Raw genomic sequence first — 19706 nt, forward strand, 5'->3', positions numbered from 1 at the left:
GGTGGTTACTCCTAGCCCGCTGCTTTAGCGGCGGGCGCATCTTAATCCTGCCCATAGCTATACGGGCTAGGCTGCTCATAAAGGCGGAGGCTCAACCCCAAGCGGCGCGAACGCCCATCAATGTTCAACACGCGGACGCGGACATGTTCGCCTTCCCGAACGACATTGCGCGGGTGCAGAAAACTCCCCTCGGCAAGCTCAGAGATGTGGATCAGTCCTTCTAGCCCTTCTTCCACGCGGGTGAACGCCCCGAAATCAACGACATTCGTGATCACCCCTTCGATAATCTGCCCAATCGTATAGCGGCGCTCCACCGTCTCCCAGGGGTCGGGTTGAAGGCGCTTCAGGCTCAGCGCGACGCGCCCCGCCTCTTGATTGATCTCCATGACATGGACGCGCACATACTGACCGCGCACCAAAATATCCTCAGGGTGGTTAACACGCCCCCAACTCAGTTCGCTGATGTGGATCAAGCCTTCGACGCCGCCCAGATCAACGAACGCGCCAAAATCACAGAGGTTTGTCACCGTGCCGCTGCACACATCGCCCTGTTGAAGGTGATCCAGCAGTTGGGCGCGTGTCCCCGCCGCCACTTGCGCCGCCCGCTCCGAAAGAATCAGGCGGTTGTTAAGAATATCCAGTTCGATCACGCGCAGGTGAAGGGAAATGCCAACCCGTGCGGCAAGCTCTGCCCGCCGCGCCGAGCTATCGGGCATGACCGGAAAATTGAGCAGTTGGCTGGCGGGGACAAAGCCGCGCAGGGCGTTCCACTCCACCAATAAGCCGCCTCGGTTATGCCCGATCACGGGGAGTTCAATCACGCCATCCTCAACGTACACTTTGCGGGCGATCTCCCAATCATCGGCAGTGGCGAAGGGGCGTCCCGGCGTGGATGCTTCCAGTTCGTGCCAATCGTCATGACGGCGGGTGTGGGGGAGTTCGGTTTCATCCTCTTGGAGAAGAGATGCCCAATAACTTTCATCGGGGGGCGGCGGCACATAATCGGCGTGGTCAGTGTCCCGTCCATGTGTTTGTGTGCTGCGTGTGGGGCGATTTGTCCCGTAATGTGTACTATTTGACCTGTTCATCCAAACCCTTACCGCCTTCGCTCAACCCAATCTCATCGCTACCGTTATGAAATCGGAATTATAGGGGAGGGGAAAGAGGCTTGTCAATTAACAGCCTGTAGGGTATTGCCTCCTATTGGGCGTTCATGGATTGTTAGTAGATTATGGATATTTTGTCAGAATGGGGTGTCGCCCCCCAACGCCACATTGATAGGGGTGATCAGCCTTGTGCTACCTTATCTTAGGGCAATTGTGTAGAACCTATTTCAAAATAGTCATTGAAGCTAAAATAGAAGCATGAGCAGACATGATTTAAGCGATGAACAATGGGCGGTGGTTGAACCGCTCATTCCCAAGAAAATGGGTAAACGAGGTCGTCCGCGAAACGACGACCGCCAGACGTTGAACGGCATTCTGTATGTGCTGAAAACAGGCTGTGCTTGGCGAGACCTGCCCAAGGAGTACGGCTCGGACAGCACGTGCTGGCGACGGTTGAATGAGTGGTCGCTCGACGGGACATGGGAGCGGATTTGGCGCACGTTCCTGGGCCGGCTGGATGGCGTAGGCAAGACCAAAGTCGGCAAAGGGGCGAAGGTCATGACCGTGGTCGATGGGAACGGGTTGCCCATCGGCTTGCATGTGGACAGCGCCCAACCCCATAAGCTGAAAGATGATATGAACACGTACCATTTAAGGTCTGCCTCCGAGGATATTTTTCTCCCATAATTCCCCCACCGAGTAATCTTCTAGCCACGTTTGAAAGTCAGCCTTATCCAGCCGGTTGAAGATAGATACACCGTTCTTGCGTTCGACAACGATCAACGTATTAACCGAACGGAGATTAAAGAAAGATTTTACCCCATTCCATGCATCGCCACTTAACATTAGCCATCTATCAGACTGTACGCCATGTTTTTCCTAATATTTCGCCCCGCCCTCTGTTGAAATCTTGCGTTATGATTCTGCCCATGCGCTACCGATTCGTTCTTCTTCTGTTTCTCCTCCTTGCCCTTCCCCGTCCCGCACAGGGGCAGGGCGATAATACGATCCTCTATGGGCAAACTGTCAGCGGAAAACTGGATAATGCTACGCCGCGCCTTGTCTATACCTTTCAGGGAACGGCGGGCGAGATCATTGATGCCAACCTGACGCGGGGGAGCGGCGATCTTGATCCGGTGGTGATCCTTCTCAGTGCGGCGGGCGAGGTGATCACCCATAATGATGATGGCGGCGGCGGCTTAGCCGCGGCAATCCGAGGGGCGGCGCTCCCCGCAGACGGGGCATACTTCATCGTTGTCGCCCGTTTTGGGGAAACCTTAGGGACGACAGCGGGCAATTTTTCGCTCACCCTTCAGCGCATTGGCGTGGCAAGTGATCCCGCCCTCATTTCGGGCGGAGCGCAGCCCATCGGCTTTGATCAGGCGATGGTTGAGGCGCTAGGCGACACCACCCCGCAGCGTTTGTACAGTTTTGCTGCCTTGCGCGGCGATATTATCACGATTGAGTTGAATCGGATTTCCGGCGATCTCGATCCCGTGCTTATTTTTGCCGACGCCGAAGGTCACGTGATTCTGATTAACGATGAAGACCCTCAAAGCGCTGGAACGCTTGACGCTGCTATCCGTGATTTTCGCATCGGAAAATCGGGCAATTACCTGATTGGCGTAGAGCGTTTCGGGGGGGCGGCGGGGACAACACAAGGGGCATTCGCCCTCAGCCTGACGCGGCGGGCGGATGATCAGCTTGGCTTTACGCCCGAACTTGCCGAACAGATTGAAATCGGGGAAATAAAAACGGGCGAGATCAGCGATGCGGCAGTCGCCCGTTACTACCTTCTGACAGTGGCGGCGGGCGATGTCCTCACCATTGAAGCGCGGCGCGGCGGCGGTGGGCTTGACCCAACCGTGACCCTCCTCGATATTCGTTTGCGGGTGGCGGCACAGCAAGATAGCGGAGCGCGAGGACGTTTCGCCCGTATCACAGCGTTTCGCATCCCAACATCGGGCGCCTATGTGATCGTCGTCTCGCGCTTTGGCGGGGAGGCGGGGCGCACGAACGGTGGGTACGTGTTGACGGTGAAAACGGGTGACTAAACGGCACGCCGATTCTCACTGGAATGCTACTTTATTCAAAGGAACAATAGTGTTGTGACTCGCCTTCGGTTTCTTGCCCTCGCCACAGCCATCATCCTTCTGAGTGCGGTGTTGCGTCTCGCTGATTTGGATCGTTACCCGCCCGGTCTTCATTACGATGAGGCGGCGGATATGCTCTTAGGGCGGGATACTGCCTTTTATGGCTACAACCCCTTTCCCGTCGTCACCGCCTATTCAGGGCGGGAAGCGCTCTTTTACTACCTCTCTGTCCCACTTTTGGGAATTTTCGGGACGCACGTCATGGCGACGCGCCTGACAAGCGCCTTCCTCGGTATTCTGACAGTGGCGGCGACTATCGCCCTCGGAAAGACGCTTTTTCGAGGGCAGCGGGGACGTTTCGCCCTCCCGCTTTGGGCGGGGGGCTTTTTGGCGGTGAATGGGGCGCAGGTGTGGCTGACACGGCAGGGGTTTCGCACCAGCCCGCAGCCCCTTCTCGAAGCGCTTTCCTTGTGGTGTCTCGTCGTTGGGCTGAACAAGATCATCGTCCACCCCGCCATCCCCATCAAACGTATTCCCAGTAGTCTCTTTTGGCTTGCCGCTGCTGGATTCTTCGGCGGGGCGGCGCTTTATGTCTACATGGCGGCGCGTGTCTTTCCCTTGTGGCTGCTGCTGCCTATTGGCTATGTGATCCTCATTGACAGGGAGCGGCGCGGGCGCTTGATTCGGGCGACGCTGGTTGTTTTGGGGGCGATGGGAATCGTCGCCTTGCCCATTGCCTTGTTTTACCTGAATCACGCCGATGTCCTCTTAGATCGCTTGGCGCAGCTTGCCCCCGGCGGGAAAACGGTCACGCTGATGGACAGTCTGCGCCTGCACCTAGAGATGTTTTTCCTGCGGGGTGATCCGCTCCTCCGCTACAACCTCTATCCTGGACGTCCCTGGTTTGACCCGATCAGTGGCGGGTTATTTGTGATCGGCTTCATTGCAGCGGTGATCGTCCTCCTGCGGCGGGGGCAAGGCATAGGGCAGCGTTTGGCGGCGGTATTTGTCATTCTCTGTCCGCTGCTGATCGCGCCGAGTGTGATCGCTGTCGGTGGATTGCCGCCTAGCCATATGCGCTCGGTGGGCATGGTGCCGTTGGTGTTCTTCCTTCCAGCGTGGGGGGCGGTGGCGCTGTGGGAAAGCCTCCCCCGTCTTAGGGGGGAGACAGTTCAGCGGCGTTTGGGGGCGCTTTTAGGCGGCATTCTGATCCTCGCTCTTGCCCTGAACACATGGGGGGATTACCAAGCGTGGGGGCAAAACCCACAGGTTTTCTATGATTCAAATGGCGATTACGCCCTCGCCGCCCATTGGCTGGAAAAAAATCACCGTCCGCGAGAAATCATTTACATTGCTTCGGAATATTACAACCACCCGACGATCCTCGCCGCGAATATCCCCCATCATCAAGTGCGCTGGCTTATGGCAGATCAGATGATCGTACCCCCCTCCGACGGGGGAACAACACAAGAAGCGCTCTATATCTTTCCGAAAGCTGTGGGGGTGAATTTCTTCGTGCCGCCGGTGAACATCACCCGCTTGACAGGCGTTGATGGGCAAACAGCAGTGACGATTTACTATCTTCCCAAAGGGGATATAAACTGGTTTCAAGAAGAAACTGCCCCTAGCTCCATGACCTTTGGCGGTGTTCTCCGCCGCTGGCAAGGTATAAGCATAGCTGAGGGGGAGACACCGGGGACGCTCACGCTCGCTAGTTCATGGCGCATCCTGCAAACGCCAGATCGAGACGATCTAGCGCCCGTTTTTCGGCTGGTCGATGCGGCTGATCCACAGCGGGAAATCGTCCGCGCCAACCCGTACATAGAGCAGACGCGGCGTTGGCTGCCCACCGAAACGCTGCGCCTGTCAACGCGACTCTCGCTTCCGTCGGGGTTGCCGCCGGGGGACTATCGTCTACAGGTGGCGTGGGTGGGGCGCACCGATCCCACCCATTACCTCCCAGTATTGGATGGGGAGGGGGCATTTCGCGGCATTTGGGAGGAAGGCGGCGTCTATTCCCGCCGGAAGGGGGACACCGCGCCGGAGGGGTTCACCCTTCCAGCAGCGGCGGTTCGCCTGAGCAGCGGCTTGGTCATTCTACGCCCACCAGACTATCCAGCGGAAGTTGAGCAAGGGGCTAGGTTGCCCCTCACAGTGGATTGGTACGCCGAGACTATCCCCAGCGATCTTGGTGAGGTGACGATCACTGCCACGGGGACGACAGAAGGAACGCCGCTCACCCTCTATAGGAGGGAGGGGGCGTTCCCCTTTAGAGAATGGGCGGCAAGGCAAATCGTCACGGCGCACTATGCTGTTCCCATTCCAACGGAAATGCCAGCGGGAGGGTATATGCTGACGCTGCATGTGGGAGTAGAAAACTACGATCTGGGCGGGTTAGAGGTAATCCGGGTGGAGCGCGATTTCACCCCGCCGGAAAACCCCGCCCCGGTGATCTATACCTTTGGCGGGCAAATTGATCTCGTCGCTCACACCATCCAGCGCGAGGGGGAGAGCCTCCGCCTTGATCTGATCTGGCAGGCACGGGCGATCCCTGAGCAAGATTACACCACCTTTGTCCATGTCATCAATGCCGATGGACGGCTTGATAACCAGCAAGACAAGCCGCCATCCCGCCCAACCTCGCGCTGGATTATCGGTGAATACATCCGTGACACCTACATCGTGCAGCCGGGCGCAGAAGGCTATACGATTCGCATTGGGCTGTATGTTCAGGACAACGGGCTGCGCCTCCCCGTAACGCTTGTGGATGGAACGCCCGTCGGGGATTTCGTCGCTTTTCCATCGTCGGCAGTGAAGTAGAAGGATCGACGGCGCAAATGGGCGCGTTCTCACCCCCTAATAAGGAGGGGATTCCCCTTCCCCCAAAACGGGTGTAGAGTATGACAGACACATTCAGCGCATCATCATTATATGATCTCACCTCACGCAGTTGGCTTTGTTTCCCCTGTGTTTTGGCAAAGGGGTAGCGTGAGGGGAAAGTCCCCTCAAAAATAGGATTCCTCCTTCTCCCCAAAGGGAAAAGGAGGCTAGGGGGATGAGGGGTGCGTAAGGTGAGTTGTGATCTCTTTGAACCTGCGCAGGCACAGGAGGCTTGGCAATGTTTCAGCCCTATGACACGGACAAGACCGAAAAACCAGAGGCGAAGGAAAAGCCAAAGGTGATTATGAGCAGTTCCCCGTTTGAGGATTCCCCCAAACGGAAGGCATCGCCAACCGTAGAATCACTCGATTGGCTCGGTCAACTGCGTGAAAAATATGAGCCAACCATTGAAGGGCAGCGAAGCGAACAAACTAAAAGCGCCTCGTATGGAACGGATTACAGTGGGTCCGCGGCTGACAAAGTGCCGCCGAACGCCTTTTTCCTTGTGCCGAAACAAGCCTCCTTTCCCCAAACCCGCAAACTGACCTCGAGCGGCGGGATGGCACTGGTTGTGTTCGGGTTTATTTTTATGGTCGCCTTAGGTGGGATGTGGCTTTATGATACCATCCGGGCGAACGCCCGCACCACAAATGGGGTGACAACGACAGCAACGGTGACGAGCCGCACCACCTCGCGGGGGAGTAAAGGTGGCACAACCTACTATATCCATTACCAGTTCCGTGCTGGCAATGAGCGAGACATTACGATTAAAGAAGCCGTAAATAGCTCGCTATATTCCCGTGTCTCCAACGGCTCAACGCTTCAGGTACGTTATGCGAAAGATGATCCCTATAATGCCCACCTTGTTGAGAATAGCTACACCAACGGCATGGTGATCGCCGGAATCGTTGGATTTCTTGTTGGTGTCCCGATGTTCTTCGGAGGCATTGTTACTTTTAGGCGGCATAAACGCCTCGAACGGCGGGGGATGGTGCTTGCCGGAAGGCTGACACAGATTCGCGGATCAAGCAGCAAATCTGGCTATACCGTCACCGCCAAATATACCGCCCAAACGCCGGATGGACAGACGCTGAAGGGATCATCAAGCGCAAATCGTAACGACCTTCGCAAGCAGTCGTTCCCGCCGGTGGGAACAGCCGTCGTTGTTGTTTGGGATGGAAACAAAGCACATCGAATGCTTTAAGGTGTAGCCCATACGTCACCCACCCCTATCCTCTGTGGGCGCATGGTATGCGCCCTACACCGCCGTACCCTCGTTAGCGCCTTCCCACCAGCGCCAAATCCGCCACCACTGCATCATAGGCATGACCGGACGCATAGACCTTCAGACGGATGATTTTTTCAGGGCGCTTGTTTTCGGGGAGCAGGCTGAGCAAATCACCGGAATCATAGAGATACCATGTGTCTGGGGTCAGCTTTTCATGGTCTTGCAGGCAGGTATCACAGATCAGCGGGTTGCTATCGACAGGGGGGCGTAGGGCATAAAAGCCGTGCCGCCAAAACTGCGGTTCGTTGGGGGTATTTCCCTTTGCCAAATATTCCAATTCCAGCATAACCGGACATTCCGAGCCGCGAATCCCGCAGGTGGTGACATCCTGAAGGCGTATCTTAATGGCGGCGCGAAGCGAAAGGGAAGCGTAACCGGTCACATCCAGAGGAATATCAGGGGTCAGCCCAAAGGTATAACTACAGCGGCTCTCGGCGTGATCCAAACCCTCCCCGATGCGCCGCATCCTCAACACGACGGCGTTGTTGTAAAGCGTTCGCCCAATCGCCCCTTGCGGTTCGTTTTGTTTATTTGCCTGGCTTGTACACGCCCACCCAATGGGTAGGGCGGAATTTGTCTCAATATCGCTTAAGCTACCAAAATTCGCGTTCAAGAGTTCGTCGTTGACACCCTGCGCCGCAAAGACTTGGGCATTTTCGTTCTCGCCCTGAGCAATAATGAACTGCCCGCTGCTGACAGGGCTTTCACCCCCATTCACGGCATAAAGGGCAGCGACACCCTCCCACGCGGTAAGGATCGTTCGCCCTTCAACAACCTCTAAGCGGAACTTTCCGGCTTGGCTGAACCGCGCCTCTCCCGATGGGGTGCGGATGGTCATCCGTAAGGGATGGGCAAGGTTAGGGGGTATTTCCACCGCAAAGCGTCCCGCCGCCGCCCCAAAGCTGATCTCATAGCCGCCGCTGCTCCACTCAAAGCGAGGACGCACCCCGTTGTTAAGGGTGATTGTGCTTTCTTGGAGTAGGTAGAGGGTGGCGATCACGCGCTCGGCATAATTATCTTGGATAATCACCTGTCCCTGTGTGCCGGAATCGAGAAGAAAGAGGGTGTTGGCACCGACGCGCTCAGTTCGTCCGATAACGGTACTTGTTCCATCGGGAAGGCGAATATCCACCCGCCCTCGGCTGACGGCAAGAGTCATGTCCATGTCGATTTGCGACTCGAACAAAAACCAGTGGGCGAACGCCGCCCCGCTGACCGACAAGGCGCAAAAGACGACAAAGCCCGCCAAAAGAATCACCCAAGCCACCGCTTGCGGATGGCTCAGGTGGTACGGTTTGGCGGTCTTAACGGTTGAAGTCATCGCGTCTAGGTATAACGAATCTCAAAACTGGCAAAGGAGGATTCCGTCTCATGAGGGGTGATTACGACGTTCTTCACCATCGCGTTTGCCGGACCGCGCCACAGGCGTTGGGTGAAATCCCCTAAGGCGTCGGGGCTTCCCGTCGCCGTGATTGCCACCCCCCCATCAGAAAGGTTGCTCACCCACCCGGTGAGCTTAAGGCGTGTGGCTTGTGTGCGCGTCCAAGCGCGGTAGCCCACCCCTTGGACAATTCCTTCCACCCGCACAGAGATCGTTGGCATCTAAAACACCAACCCGCTGCCCAAGCTGACATTGGCAAGGGCATCTTCGATCATCTCCATGAGCGCATCATCGTCAATGTCCTCGGCATACTCGATCATCTCATCAAGCAGGCGGCGTGCCTCCCCGCCGCCGATCTCCCCCAACGCCCAAATGGACATTTCCATCAATTGGCGATCCCCACCTTGTAGGTTGGGGGCAATCTGGCTGACGGCTTCTTCTAGTTCAAGCTCGCCGGCTGCCCGAATTGCCTCATAGCGCATGGCGGAATCACTGTTACCCAACTCGCGGACGACAACCCGCGCCCATTTTTCATCACAAGAACGCCCCATCGCATAGACCGCGCTGGTCTGGAGCGGTAAATCTCCTGAGTCATAGGCGTCACGGATGAGGGCATCGACTTCCTCTCGGCTGGAGTTGGCAACCGCCTCCAACGCCCGACGGCGCACCTCTGTATCAACGCTCTTGTTTTTGTACAGCCGCAGGGCAAGGTTTTCTGCTTGACGAGAGAGCATCTTACTGAACGTTCCTAACTCGCCAGCGAGGATAAATCGTCCCAACGCACTAAGTGCCGCCGCCCGTACACGCACGGAAAGATCAACCGAGGCAATGGGCAGCAGGGCGTGAAAGGTGAGCGCTGATTCATCTTGGGCGCTTGCCTCGATTGCCGCATAACGGACGTTCTCGTTTAAGTCCGTCATGGCAAGGCGGTTAATCACGCCAAAATCGGTATCAAAATCCGATTCGCTGATGTCGGCAATATGGCGCATCAGCTTTTGACGGCGCTCAAGGGGTATCTCCCCCCACGCCGTTAGAAGTGCCTCACGTTCCTTGTCCTCAAGGTTAGAGAGGCGGCGGACAAGACTCTTCGTCAGGGTTATTTCCGAATCCTTCAAGGTACGGATCACATCGTCAAAGTGAAGCACACCGCGCTCTCTATTCCCTCATCTCTAGCGAATGATTTGTCCAATAGGGTTAACAATATCGTTGATAATCAAGAGGACGAACAACGCCAAGATGATCATCAACCCAACAAAGTGAATCATCCCTTCCCGTTCGGGGTTCATCGGCTTCCGGCGCAAAAGTTCGATGATGACAAAGAGAATTCGTCCACCATCAAAGCCCGGGATGGGCAGCAGATTCGTGAAGCCTAGCGCGATGCTGATCAGGGCGGCAAAGTTCAAAATCCAGTGTGGACGCCGTTCTTCTATGGAGGCTTGCAGCGCCTGAGAGCCGATCTGGGAAATACCGACGATGCTGACCGGACGTGCCTCTTGGATTGTCCGCAGCCCGCGTACCAATTCAACAGGGAAAGTGATCAGTTGATTGAGGATCGCCCCTGTTCGCGTAATGCCGTAATTGACAGCATCGCCAAAGCCCAAGCGGGTGATCCCGCCATTTGTGCTGTCTAACACTGCCAGCCCAAAGTTTTGATTGTATTCCAGTGCCTTTTCGGAGAGGAAAATCCCTACACGCCCTTGATTTTCAGGGGGGGTCTCGCGCGGGGTGACCTCAACCACCTTTTCCTCGCCCTTACGGACAATCGTGATCGGCGTCAGCTTGCCCGCATTTTCTTCGACCAGTTTTTGAAGTGTTTCGTTCGTTGAAACAGGCGTCCCGTTCACAGCAAGGATAATATCACCTTGTTCAAAGACGCCAGCGGCGGGGGAATCTTTCGCTGTGCCAGTGACAATGGGGTTTTGTCGAGGGCGCACCGCGTCTGTCGGTTGGATGGTCAGGTCGCGCCGTTCGCCGTTGCGTTCAATGGTGACGGTGACGGGCTTTCCCGCGCTCTCGTTCAGTGCTGCTGTGACAGCGTTAGCGTCCGTGACCAGCGTCCCATTCACGGCGACCACCAAATCCCCAAAAACGAAGCCGGATGTTCCCGCCGGAGAGGTGATGCTTGCCCCAGCAACGATAGGGGCGGGGGAGGGGATACCAATCAGCGCGGCGACGACCAAAATGACGAAGCCAGCGATGAAGTTCATCGTAGACCCCGCCGCTAAAAAGAGCATCCGCGACCACGGACCGACATCCATAACGCCCTTGATCGGCTGCTTCGACTTTTTGGCAACTTCTGCCAACTCTGCTTGGTAGATTGTGTAGGCTGCCTTTTCCGCCTCGGTTGCCTCGGCGCTCAGGGGGCGAACGAAATCCTCCCCAAGCGGGCGGACAAAGCCGCCGATGGGCAGCCAGTTCAGGCTGTAGATTGTCCCATTTCGTTCAAAGAGTTTCACGGCGCGGGGGGGAAAGCCAATCCCAAACTCCAACACGGTGACGCCCACAATCCGGCAGGCAATGAAATGCCCCCATTCGTGAATGATGATCAGGGGACCAAGCACAATGAGGAAGGCGATAACCGAGAGAATAAACGAATCCATAGGTTTTGTGTTCCGCGTTTAGGCGCATCAAAACAAGGCACTTGGCGCTTTGCTTTGGTGGTCAAGGATGGTAATTCAAGGACAGTGACGCCAATTATACTGTATAGAGAAAGCGCGTGGCAATGAAGATTGGCTGAGAGCCGATTGTTACCATCTCACTACACCGATAGGCGAGGGTAGTGGCGAGGACACTGGGATAATCCCTATAATCCCACCACTTCAATGGGTTCGGCGCTAGTAGTCCATCAGGAAGATAACCATAGAAAGAGATAGTCCTCATCCCCCTGCCCCCTTCTCCCTCCGGGAGAAGGGGGGAACTGAGGTCTTTGAGGGGGCTTCCCCCTCACCCTCTTGCCCGCAGCATTTCTCCCCTTTCCCTGTGTACGGGGAAAGGGGACTGCTGCGCAGTAATCGGGGGATAGGGGTTCTTTAGAAATTTTCCTGACGAACTACTAGTTATCCTTGATTCGCAGTTGAATCGAAGCGTGCCGAGATGTACAATGCTCCTTTGCCAGTGACTTGTTTACCTGTTGGCTAAGGCTGAGGGCGAGACAACCCAAACACACGCCCACGAAGCACCTATGCCCTGTTTTTCAGGATGAACCCTTGAATCTCTCTCTTGTTCTTCGCCGTGTCAGGCGTTTGCCTCGTCAGCTTGCGGCGCTCACGCTGGCGGTCTGCCTCGTCACTGGGTTTTTCGCCCTTGCCCCGCTCTACGTGCGGGTGATGGTACAGGCGGGCTTGCTCCATGAGTTTGAGTCCTTCCCCGTAGCAGACCGCGCTCTCACCTTGATCAGCCCGACGCCCTACGCCCCCGCTGCGTGGGACACGCTCAATGCGTCTATTGCTGATTTAAACGACGGTCTGATCCGCGTCAGCCGCTCTGGGTCACCCTTTGGCGGTTTTGCCCTCAACTATGGTGAACCAACAACAGAACTCAGCGGACGTTCGGAATTTCGCCACTACGCCTTTGCTTTTTCCGATATGGCGACGCGCTTTCGGCTGCTCGATGGGCGCTTTCCCCAACGGCTTGCCCCGCCCGACGACCCCGCCCGCCAAGCGCTGACGTCCGAAGATCAGATCGCCAAAGGGGTGGGCATTTACTCCCTCGGTGAGGTGGAGGCAGTGATCACCCCGCTGGTTGCCGAACGGTCTCGCTACGAGATCGGGACGCGCTTCGTCATTGGCGAGCGCCCGGGCGATCATGTGGTCGTCCATGTCGTCGGCATTGTCGAAGCCGTCGATCTAACCGACCCCCTGTGGGATTCCAACCGCGCCGCCCTTGAAGGGGAGATCATCGAGACGGGGCTGACCACCCGTGCTTACAATATGGCGTTCATCGTTACCGAGGGCGCGTATACAGACTGGGTGGCGCGGGCAACCCGCACAAACAACCGCGACAACAACAGCTTTTTGTGGCGCGTCGCCCTGAATGTGAACGCTATCAATGCTGATAACATTGCCGACACCCAAGAAAACCTTCGGAATGTGATTGCCAAGATCGGCGCAGAGTACCCAGGGTTGCTCAGCTTTGCCCCGATTTTGAAGCTGCTTGATGCCTATCGAGAGTCGGTCAGCCGCGCCGAACTGCCCGTCATTTTGCTGGCGGGTGCCGTTCTGGTCATGATGCTGTACCATCTGGTGGCAACGGTCAGCTTGTTTTTGGAACAGCAGCGCGAAGAATGGGCGTCGCTCAGCAGCCGAGGGGCGGGCGTGGGGCAGTTGATGTCCCTTCAGGGCTTGACGATGGCGATTTTATGTCTGATCGGGTTCATCCTCGGACCGTTGGTCGCCCTTCTCATTTTACAATTCTTGCTGGTTGCCAGCCCCCTTTTCGCGGCGACGGGTGGTGTCGCCCCCATCAGTGGGATTCCCCGTTCGGCAGTGATCCTCAGCGGGATTGCTGCCGTCGCCTCACTGGTTATGCTCACCTTGCCGGCGCTTTCGGCGGCACGACGCAGTTTGGCAGAGTTCAAGCAGATTGCCGCCCGCCCGCCGGATCGCCCCCTGTGGGCGCGGTATGGGCTGGACATCATCTTTATCCTCGTTGGACTCGGCTTCATCGCCCGCTTGTTGTTCTTCATTGAGGGCGATTTAGGGGGGACGCTCGCCCTTCTTTTCAGCAATCCGGGCGCGTTGATTCGCCTTCTCCTCGACAGCGCAACGCGAACGGGCGGCTTGGGCGACCCCTTCAACCTCGTTGGACCCGCTTTATTTCTCACAGGGATAGCCCTGCTGTGGTTGCGGCTGTTCCCGCTGGTGGTGCGCCTTGTGGGAGCGCCCTTCCGGCGGAGCAATGGGCTGACCTCGCCTCTTTCAGTCTGGACGGTAGAGCGCGATCCTGGGCATTACGGACAGCTTGTGCTGCTGCTGATTGGGACACTGGCGCTTGGCACAGCGGCATTGGCGCTGAACGCCACCCGTGACGGGGGAACATGGGCGCAAGCACGGCAGGATACCGGCGGGACGGTGCGCATCGACCTCGACCTTGCCAATGGCGGGCGGATGGATGCGGCAAATTGGGCGGCGCTTCCCGACGTGCGGGCGGCGACGACACTCACCCGCTATAACTCGGCGCCGCTTGGCGGCGAGGAGCAGTTTTCCTTCGTCGGGATCACGCCCGCCCAGATCGCGGACATCTTTCCCGAATATGCCTCTATACTCCACCCCCTAACAACCGTGATTCCGACCACCTTTCAAGAGTTTGATCGCCAGTTGGGAAAGAGTGTTTCTAAGACGATTTACCCCGCTATCCTCTCTGAAAAAATGGCGATGGAGGCAGGACGGCAGTTCCGTGATGATCGCCTTCCCCTGATGATGGGGAGTTTCGGCAGTGTCGGTGTGCTGCTGCCCGATAACACACGCCATACGGTGATCTATCTGGTCGTCGGCATCGTGCGCGATTTCCCCACGTTGGGGGCGAACGACCAATTTTTGATCATGAACGAGGGTTACCTGATGCAGGCGTTCAATGCCAATATCAGTGTGCCGCTGGCATACCGCGCCGTGCCAAACCAAATCTGGCTGGATTTGACCACACGAGTGTCCACCCCCGCCCTAGTAAACGCCCTCAATACCCTTAAGGGGGTCAAGGTCACCTGGGCATCGGATCGTTATGAGGCGCTGCTGAGAGAACCCCTTCCGGCGGCGGCGGCGGGGATGCTTTTTGCTGGTTTTTGGGTATCGTTAGCGCTCAGTCTGCTTGATTTTGGCTTTTATTTGGCGGTGACGGCACGGCGGCGTTCGTTGGGCTTTGCCGTGCTGCGGGCGCTTGGCTGGAATGCAAACCGCATTTGGGCGCAGTTAATTACCGAACATACCGTTCTTGTCCTTCCGGCGTTGATCGTGGGCATCCTTTTGGGAGGGGCATTGGCGTATGTCATTGTGCCATTCTTGCGGCTTGTGGGCGGGGCAACGTTGGTTCTCCCCCTACCGGCGCTGCTGATGCTCATGGTGGTGATGATCCTCAGCTTTGCTGTGCTTACCTTTGGTGCGGCGTGGTGGCTGCGTCGCTTAAATATCAATCAAGTGTTGCGATTGGGTGAAGAATAAATGGCTCAAGACTCACAAGGCGCACCCTTTATTGAGTGCGAAAATTTGGTGAAAATTTATAAGGTTGCCGATCTCGAAGTCGTCGCTTTGCAGGGCATTGATCTGCGCATTGGTCAGGGCGAAATGATGGCGCTGGTTGGTCCGAGTGGGTCGGGAAAGTCCACCCTCATGAACATCCTCGGCGGGCTAGATAAGCCTACCGCAGGGCGTGTCCATGTGGGCGAACACAACCTGCTTGATCTCAAGCGTGTGGAGCAAGTCCTCTATCGCCGTCGGGAGGTGGGCTTCGTCTGGCAGCAAACGGCGCGAAACCTTCTCCCTTACCTGACGGCGCTGGAAAATGTTGAACTCCCCATGGCGCTTGACGGTGTGAGGGTGAAGGTGCGCCGCGCCCGCGCCCGCGATCTCTTGGAGCGCGTCGGCTTGGGACACCGCCTTACCCACCGCCCAGATCGGCTTTCCGGTGGCGAACAGCAGCGCGTTTCGATTGCGGTGGCAATGGCAAACCACCCCCGCCTGTTGCTTGCCGATGAACCAACCGGCGAGGTCGATAGCGAAGCGGCTGACCAGATTTTTAAGGCGCTGCGCGATTTCAACCGCGAGGAGAACGTGACGATCATCATTGTCACCCACGATATGCACGTCTCGGCGCGGGTGGATCGCGTTGTGGGGATGCGCGATGGACGGACAAGTATCGAAATTCTGCGGGATCGGGATGGCTCTGGGGCAACCACCCGCGAACAAGAATACGCCATTGTGGATCGTGCTGGACGGCTGCAACTGCCGCAAAGTTATATGGAAACCCTCGGTCTGGCGGAGCGGGCAAAGGTACAGCTTCGGGAAGATCACATTGGCGTTTACCCCGATGATCAAGAGAGGCTGAATTGATGACAACTGCCACCCGTTCCCAAAGCGACTCCCACCCATACAGCGATCCTTCTGCTCAGGAAAGCGCAGCGAATCCCGTCATTGAGGTTCAAAACCTCTCCCATATCTATCACCTGCAAGGGGAAGATGTTCACGCCGTGAATCAGGTGAATTTGGCGATTTACCCGGGACGTATGACCGCCATTGTGGGGCGTTCGGGAAGCGGCAAGACAACCCTGCTGAACCTGATTGCCGGCTTGGATACCCCCACCCAAGGGGATGTGGTGATCCTCGGCAAGCGCCTGCGCGATTTGGATGAAAATGCCCGCCTTACACTCCGCCGCGAAACGCTTGGCTTTGTCTTTCAAAGTTTCGGGCTGCTGCCCCTGCTGACGGCGGCGGAAAATATTGGCGTACCGCTGCGGATGCGCAATGCCCCCCGCAAAGAACGCGAGACAGCCATCGCAGAGGCGCTCGAATGGGTGGGGTTAACCCGCCGCAGTCACCATCGCCCCTATGAATTAAGTGGTGGGGAACAGCAGCGCGTTGCCATTGCCCGCTGCCTTGCCGCCAAGCCGCAGATTGTCCTTGCCGACGAACCTACCGGTCAGTTGGATAGTGCCACAGGACGGCGTATCCTTGATCTGCTGCGGCGGCTGGTGGTAGAGCGCGGCGTGACAATGGTCATTGTCAGCCATGATCCGCTGGTCATGGCAGAAGCCGATATTGTCCACGAACTGCGCGATGGGCGCTTGATTGAGACACGCTATAAGGGGCGTTAGCGAACGCTGATTGGGAGTTCGCCTCGCCCATCCACCAGCGCGTAAAGCGCCCGTGCCGCAAAAGTGGATAGTTCGATGCGTTCTCGCTCTAACGATGTGCCGCGTTCGCCAAAACGGTTGTGCCAATACGCCCCGCTAACCGGGATGGATAGGCTGCCTGCACCCTCAACAATCATCAATGATGGGCGAAAATACGATATACCGCTCACCACTCCACTGGGTGCAACGACGCGCAGAATCCCCTCTAAGGGGGCGCTCAGCCAGCTATAGGTTGCCGCCTCACCGATCTTCCGTCCCCCATCGTAGAGGGTCAGCCGCGCCTGCGCTCTGTCGATGATCGCGGCGGGCTGGGCAAGGGCAGTCCCCGCCAACGGGTAAGGGGCGAGATGCGCAGCGGGCAGCCAACCATACCCCGCCGGACTGCCCGCCACAAGCGAAACCGAATACCACCGCATCCCGTAATCATCGATCAGCGTCTCATGGACGATGACAACCATCCCAAAATAAAGCCGCTCTAAGATCGGTGCGGCGGTGGCGCAGTATTGACGAATGGCGCTGAACGGCGCGATCACCTCCCCATATGTCCCTTCGGTGAGCGCTGGTGGGGGTGTGTAGGGAAGGATAAGCTGGAGGCGATCCCTCTGGACATAGCCCACTGGCAGCCGATACCATGCACCGTCCTCTGACAAGGCGCTGATGGCGTGTACGCTGTCCGCCGGAAGTGTTTCGGTCAGGGGGGCTGTGGTGGATGGTGCGGCGTGGGCAGTGTGTGTGGCAAAGGCACGCCCGAAAAGGGGTGTATCGGTGGGGAGTCCGAGCGTCCCCCGAAGGATGGCGGCGTTGGGATGGGCGGGGGCTGGTTCGGCGGTGATCTGGAAGGGTGGCATGGCAATGGCGGCTGCCGCTATGCCAGATCGTTTTAGAAATGTCCGACGCGATAGGCGGTTGAACACCATACCCTGATCCTCCGTCTAGAACGCAACGCTAGGATCATTGTATCCCAACTTGAACGCTATACTCCGTTTGTCTTGGGCAGCGTTCTCCCTACGCTAGAGACTAGTCGTCTGTCAGGAAGGCAACTATAGAATCGGCTACCCCTCATCCCCCTCGCCCGCAGAATTTCTCCCTTTCCCCGTAAACAGGGAAAGGGGGCAGGGGGGATAGGGGTTCTTTTAGAAATCTTCCTGATGGACTTATAGGTAGATTACGCCATCATCAGCACTGGCTCAATCCGCGCTATCGCCCAGTCAATTTCGTCATGGGTGATCACCAACGGCGGGGCAAAGCGGATCGTGTTCACATGGGTTTCCTTCGCCAAGATGCCCCGATCCCGCAGCGCCTCGCAGAACCGCCGTGCGCCGTTTGCCTCTGCCCTTAATTCAACCCCAATAAGCAAACCACGTCCACGCACTTCTTTGATGTGCGGACTCTGGATTGCCCGCAGCCGTTCCTGAAAGTACGCGCCCATCGTCGCCGCGTTTTCAGCAAGATTTTCGTCTATCAAGACGCGCAGCGCTGCCCGTGCCACCGCCGCCGCCATTGGGTTTCCGCCGAAGGTGCTGCCATGATCGCCCGGGTTGAAAACAAGCATCACCTCATCATCCGCCAGCACTGCCGAGACGGGGTAAAACCCACCAGAGAGTGCCTTGCCGAGGATCACCACATCGGCGCGGACATCTTCATAATTCTGTACAAGCCAACGTCCGGTGCGGCATAACCCTGTCTGAATTTCGTCGTTGATCCACAACACGCGGTGCTGCTTGCAAATCTCCGCCACGCGCCGCAAGTAGCCCTCCGGCGGGACAATCACGCCATTTTCGCCCTGAATCGGCTCCATCAGAAAGCCGACAGTGTTCGGGGTAATGGCGGCGGCAAGGGCATTGGCATCCCCGTATGGAATTGCCTTAAAACCGGGGGTAAAGGGGGCGAACCCATCACGATATTGTGGTTCGCTGCTGAAGCTGATGATCGTCGTCGTCCGCCCGTGAAAATTCCCATCGCAGACGATGATTTCCGCCATGCCATCCGGCACGCCCTTCACTTTGTAGCCCCATTTTCGCGCCATTTTAATGGCGGTTTCCACCGCCTCTGCGCCGCTGTTCATGGGAAGCGCCCGCTGGTAGCCAAGCGTATCGCAAAGTTCTTTGTAAAAAGGTCCTAATTGATCGTTGCGGAATGCCCGCGCCGTAAGCGTCACCCGCCCCGCCTGATCGATTAACGCCTGCCGAATTTTTGGGTGGGCATGTCCCTGATTCACCGCAGAATAGGCGCTGAGGCAGTCAAGGTAGCGGTTGCCCTCGACATCGGTCACCCAGACGCCCGCCCCCTCGTGAATAACCACGTCCAGCGGGTGATAGTTATGCGCCCCATAGCGTTCTTCTAAAGTAATGTAGTGTTCGGCGCGTTCTACCGTCGTCTCGCCCTGTTCGCGGTGCTTGTTCATGCCTTAACCTCCAAGATTATATATAATCTTATAGTACACGAGTTTTTACTGAATGGAAAGAGGCATCCCATGAAAATTTACACACGGACGGGCGATGAGGGCGAGACGAGTCTGTTTGCGGGGGGGCGCGTGCGCAAAGACCACCTGCGCGTAGAGACGTATGGCACGGTAGATGAACTGAATTCCCTGCTTGGCTTGGCGCGAGCGCAGCACCTCCCCTCGGCGGCTGATGGATGGGTGGAGACGATCCAAAATGATCTCTTTACCTTAGGGGCAGATCTGGCAACACCACTGGAGAGCAATCCGGCGTGGTTGGTACGGATGACCGCCGCCCCAATCACCGCCCTAGAGGAAGGGATCGACAAAATGGACGCTGATCTTGCGCCGCTGAAAGCATTCATTTTGCCCGGAGGGACTCTGGCGGCGGCGGCGATCCATGTGGCGCGGACGGTCTGCCGCCGTGCCGAGCGGCTGTGTGTTGCCTTAGCCGCAGAGGGCGGCACGAATCCAGAGGCACTCCGTTACCTAAACCGTTTGTCCGATTATCTGTTCACCCTTGCCCGTTGGGTGAACCTTCAGGCGGGTGAGGCGGAAACAAAATGGGCAGTGCGGGGGTGATCCCCCCTTCCCTCACAGCGAACTAACCCCGAAAAGGGGATTTTGGGCTACAATGCGAAGTTAACGACAAACAAGACGCTAACGACGCGGGGTAGA

15 protein-coding genes are annotated in these 19706 nt (G+C 57.2%); 8 read left to right on the forward strand and 7 right to left on the reverse strand.

The features are described 5' to 3' along the window. Positions 1 to 41: 41 nt before the first annotated feature. Positions 42 to 1088, reverse strand: a complete 1047-nt coding sequence (locus HS103_15720) for a S1 RNA-binding domain-containing protein (GenBank protein ID MBE7514247.1) — start codon at positions 1086 to 1088, stop codon at positions 42 to 44. A 276-nt stretch (positions 1089 to 1364) separates the two neighbouring features. On the opposite strand from HS103_15720, the gene HS103_15725 reads away from it, so the two are divergent. The 4 genes from HS103_15725 to HS103_15740 all read left to right on the forward strand — a co-directional run bounded on the left by HS103_15725 (position 1365) and on the right by HS103_15740 (position 7283). Further along, positions 1365 to 1793, forward strand: coding sequence for an IS5 family transposase (locus tag HS103_15725; GenBank protein ID MBE7514248.1), 429 nt, complete (start codon positions 1365 to 1367; stop codon positions 1791 to 1793). Positions 1794 to 2035: 242 nt separating this feature from the next. Next, positions 2036 to 3160, forward strand: a complete 1125-nt coding sequence (locus HS103_15730; GenBank protein MBE7514249.1) for a hypothetical protein — start codon at positions 2036 to 2038, stop codon at positions 3158 to 3160. A 54-nt stretch (positions 3161 to 3214) separates the two neighbouring features. Continuing rightward, a complete protein-coding gene (locus HS103_15735; protein MBE7514250.1) occupies positions 3215 to 6019 on the forward strand; it encodes a hypothetical protein in 2805 nt (934 codons plus the stop codon). 298 nt (positions 6020 to 6317) lie between these two features. Continuing rightward, positions 6318 to 7283 carry a DUF3592 domain-containing protein gene (locus HS103_15740; GenBank protein MBE7514251.1) on the forward strand — a complete coding sequence of 322 codons (966 nt, stop codon included), beginning with the start codon at positions 6318 to 6320 and terminating at the stop codon, positions 7281 to 7283. A 73-nt stretch (positions 7284 to 7356) separates the two neighbouring features. Here the strand turns inward: HS103_15740 and HS103_15745 are convergent, their stop codons facing one another. The 4 genes from HS103_15745 to rseP are packed head-to-tail and all read right to left on the reverse strand — an operon-like array spanning position 7357 to position 11348. Continuing rightward, a complete protein-coding gene (locus HS103_15745) occupies positions 7357 to 8688 on the reverse strand; it encodes a hypothetical protein (protein ID MBE7514252.1) in 1332 nt (443 codons plus the stop codon). 5 nt (positions 8689 to 8693) lie between these two features. Beyond that, on the reverse strand, positions 8694 to 8969 hold the full coding sequence (locus HS103_15750) for an acylphosphatase (GenBank protein ID MBE7514253.1): 276 nt from the start codon (positions 8967 to 8969) through the stop codon (positions 8694 to 8696). Continuing rightward, positions 8970 to 9893, reverse strand: a complete 924-nt coding sequence (locus tag HS103_15755; GenBank protein ID MBE7514254.1) for a HEAT repeat domain-containing protein — start codon at positions 9891 to 9893, stop codon at positions 8970 to 8972. Between the two features lie 24 nt (positions 9894 to 9917). Continuing rightward, positions 9918 to 11348, reverse strand: coding sequence for an RIP metalloprotease RseP (gene rseP / locus HS103_15760; protein ID MBE7514255.1), 1431 nt, complete (start codon positions 11346 to 11348; stop codon positions 9918 to 9920). 606 nt (positions 11349 to 11954) lie between these two features. On the opposite strand from rseP, the gene HS103_15765 reads away from it, so the two are divergent. The 3 genes from HS103_15765 to HS103_15775 are packed head-to-tail and all read left to right on the forward strand — an operon-like array spanning position 11955 to position 16549. After that, positions 11955 to 14900, forward strand: coding sequence for an ABC transporter permease (locus HS103_15765; GenBank protein MBE7514256.1), 2946 nt, complete (start codon positions 11955 to 11957; stop codon positions 14898 to 14900). Next, positions 14901 to 15788 carry an ABC transporter ATP-binding protein gene (locus HS103_15770; protein MBE7514257.1) on the forward strand — a complete coding sequence of 296 codons (888 nt, stop codon included), beginning with the start codon at positions 14901 to 14903 and terminating at the stop codon, positions 15786 to 15788. It abuts the gene before it with no gap. Continuing rightward, positions 15788 to 16549: an ABC transporter ATP-binding protein gene (locus HS103_15775; GenBank protein ID MBE7514258.1), complete on the forward strand. Its 762-nt coding sequence runs from the start codon at positions 15788 to 15790 to the stop codon at positions 16547 to 16549. The genes HS103_15770 and HS103_15775 overlap by 1 nt, the downstream gene beginning before the upstream one ends. Here HS103_15775 and HS103_15780 read toward each other — a convergent pair. Both HS103_15780 and rocD read right to left on the reverse strand, forming a co-directional pair. Further along, the gene (locus HS103_15780) at positions 16546 to 17505 is read right to left on the reverse strand and encodes a twin-arginine translocation signal domain-containing protein (GenBank protein MBE7514259.1); all 960 of its coding nucleotides are present in this window, start codon (positions 17503 to 17505) and stop codon (positions 16546 to 16548) included. The genes HS103_15775 and HS103_15780 overlap by 4 nt on opposite strands. Positions 17506 to 17753: 248 nt before the next feature. Beyond that, a complete protein-coding gene (gene rocD, locus HS103_15785; protein ID MBE7514260.1) occupies positions 17754 to 18992 on the reverse strand; it encodes an ornithine--oxo-acid transaminase in 1239 nt (412 codons plus the stop codon). A 69-nt stretch (positions 18993 to 19061) separates the two neighbouring features. Between rocD and HS103_15790 the strand changes: the two genes are divergently transcribed. Then, on the forward strand, positions 19062 to 19610 hold the full coding sequence (locus HS103_15790) for a cob(I)yrinic acid a,c-diamide adenosyltransferase (GenBank protein MBE7514261.1): 549 nt from the start codon (positions 19062 to 19064) through the stop codon (positions 19608 to 19610). The last annotated feature ends 96 nt before the right edge of the window (positions 19611 to 19706 follow it).

The organism is Anaerolineales bacterium, assembly GCA_015075625.1.
GTDB lineage: Bacteria > Chloroflexota > Anaerolineae > Aggregatilineales > UBA2796 > UBA2796.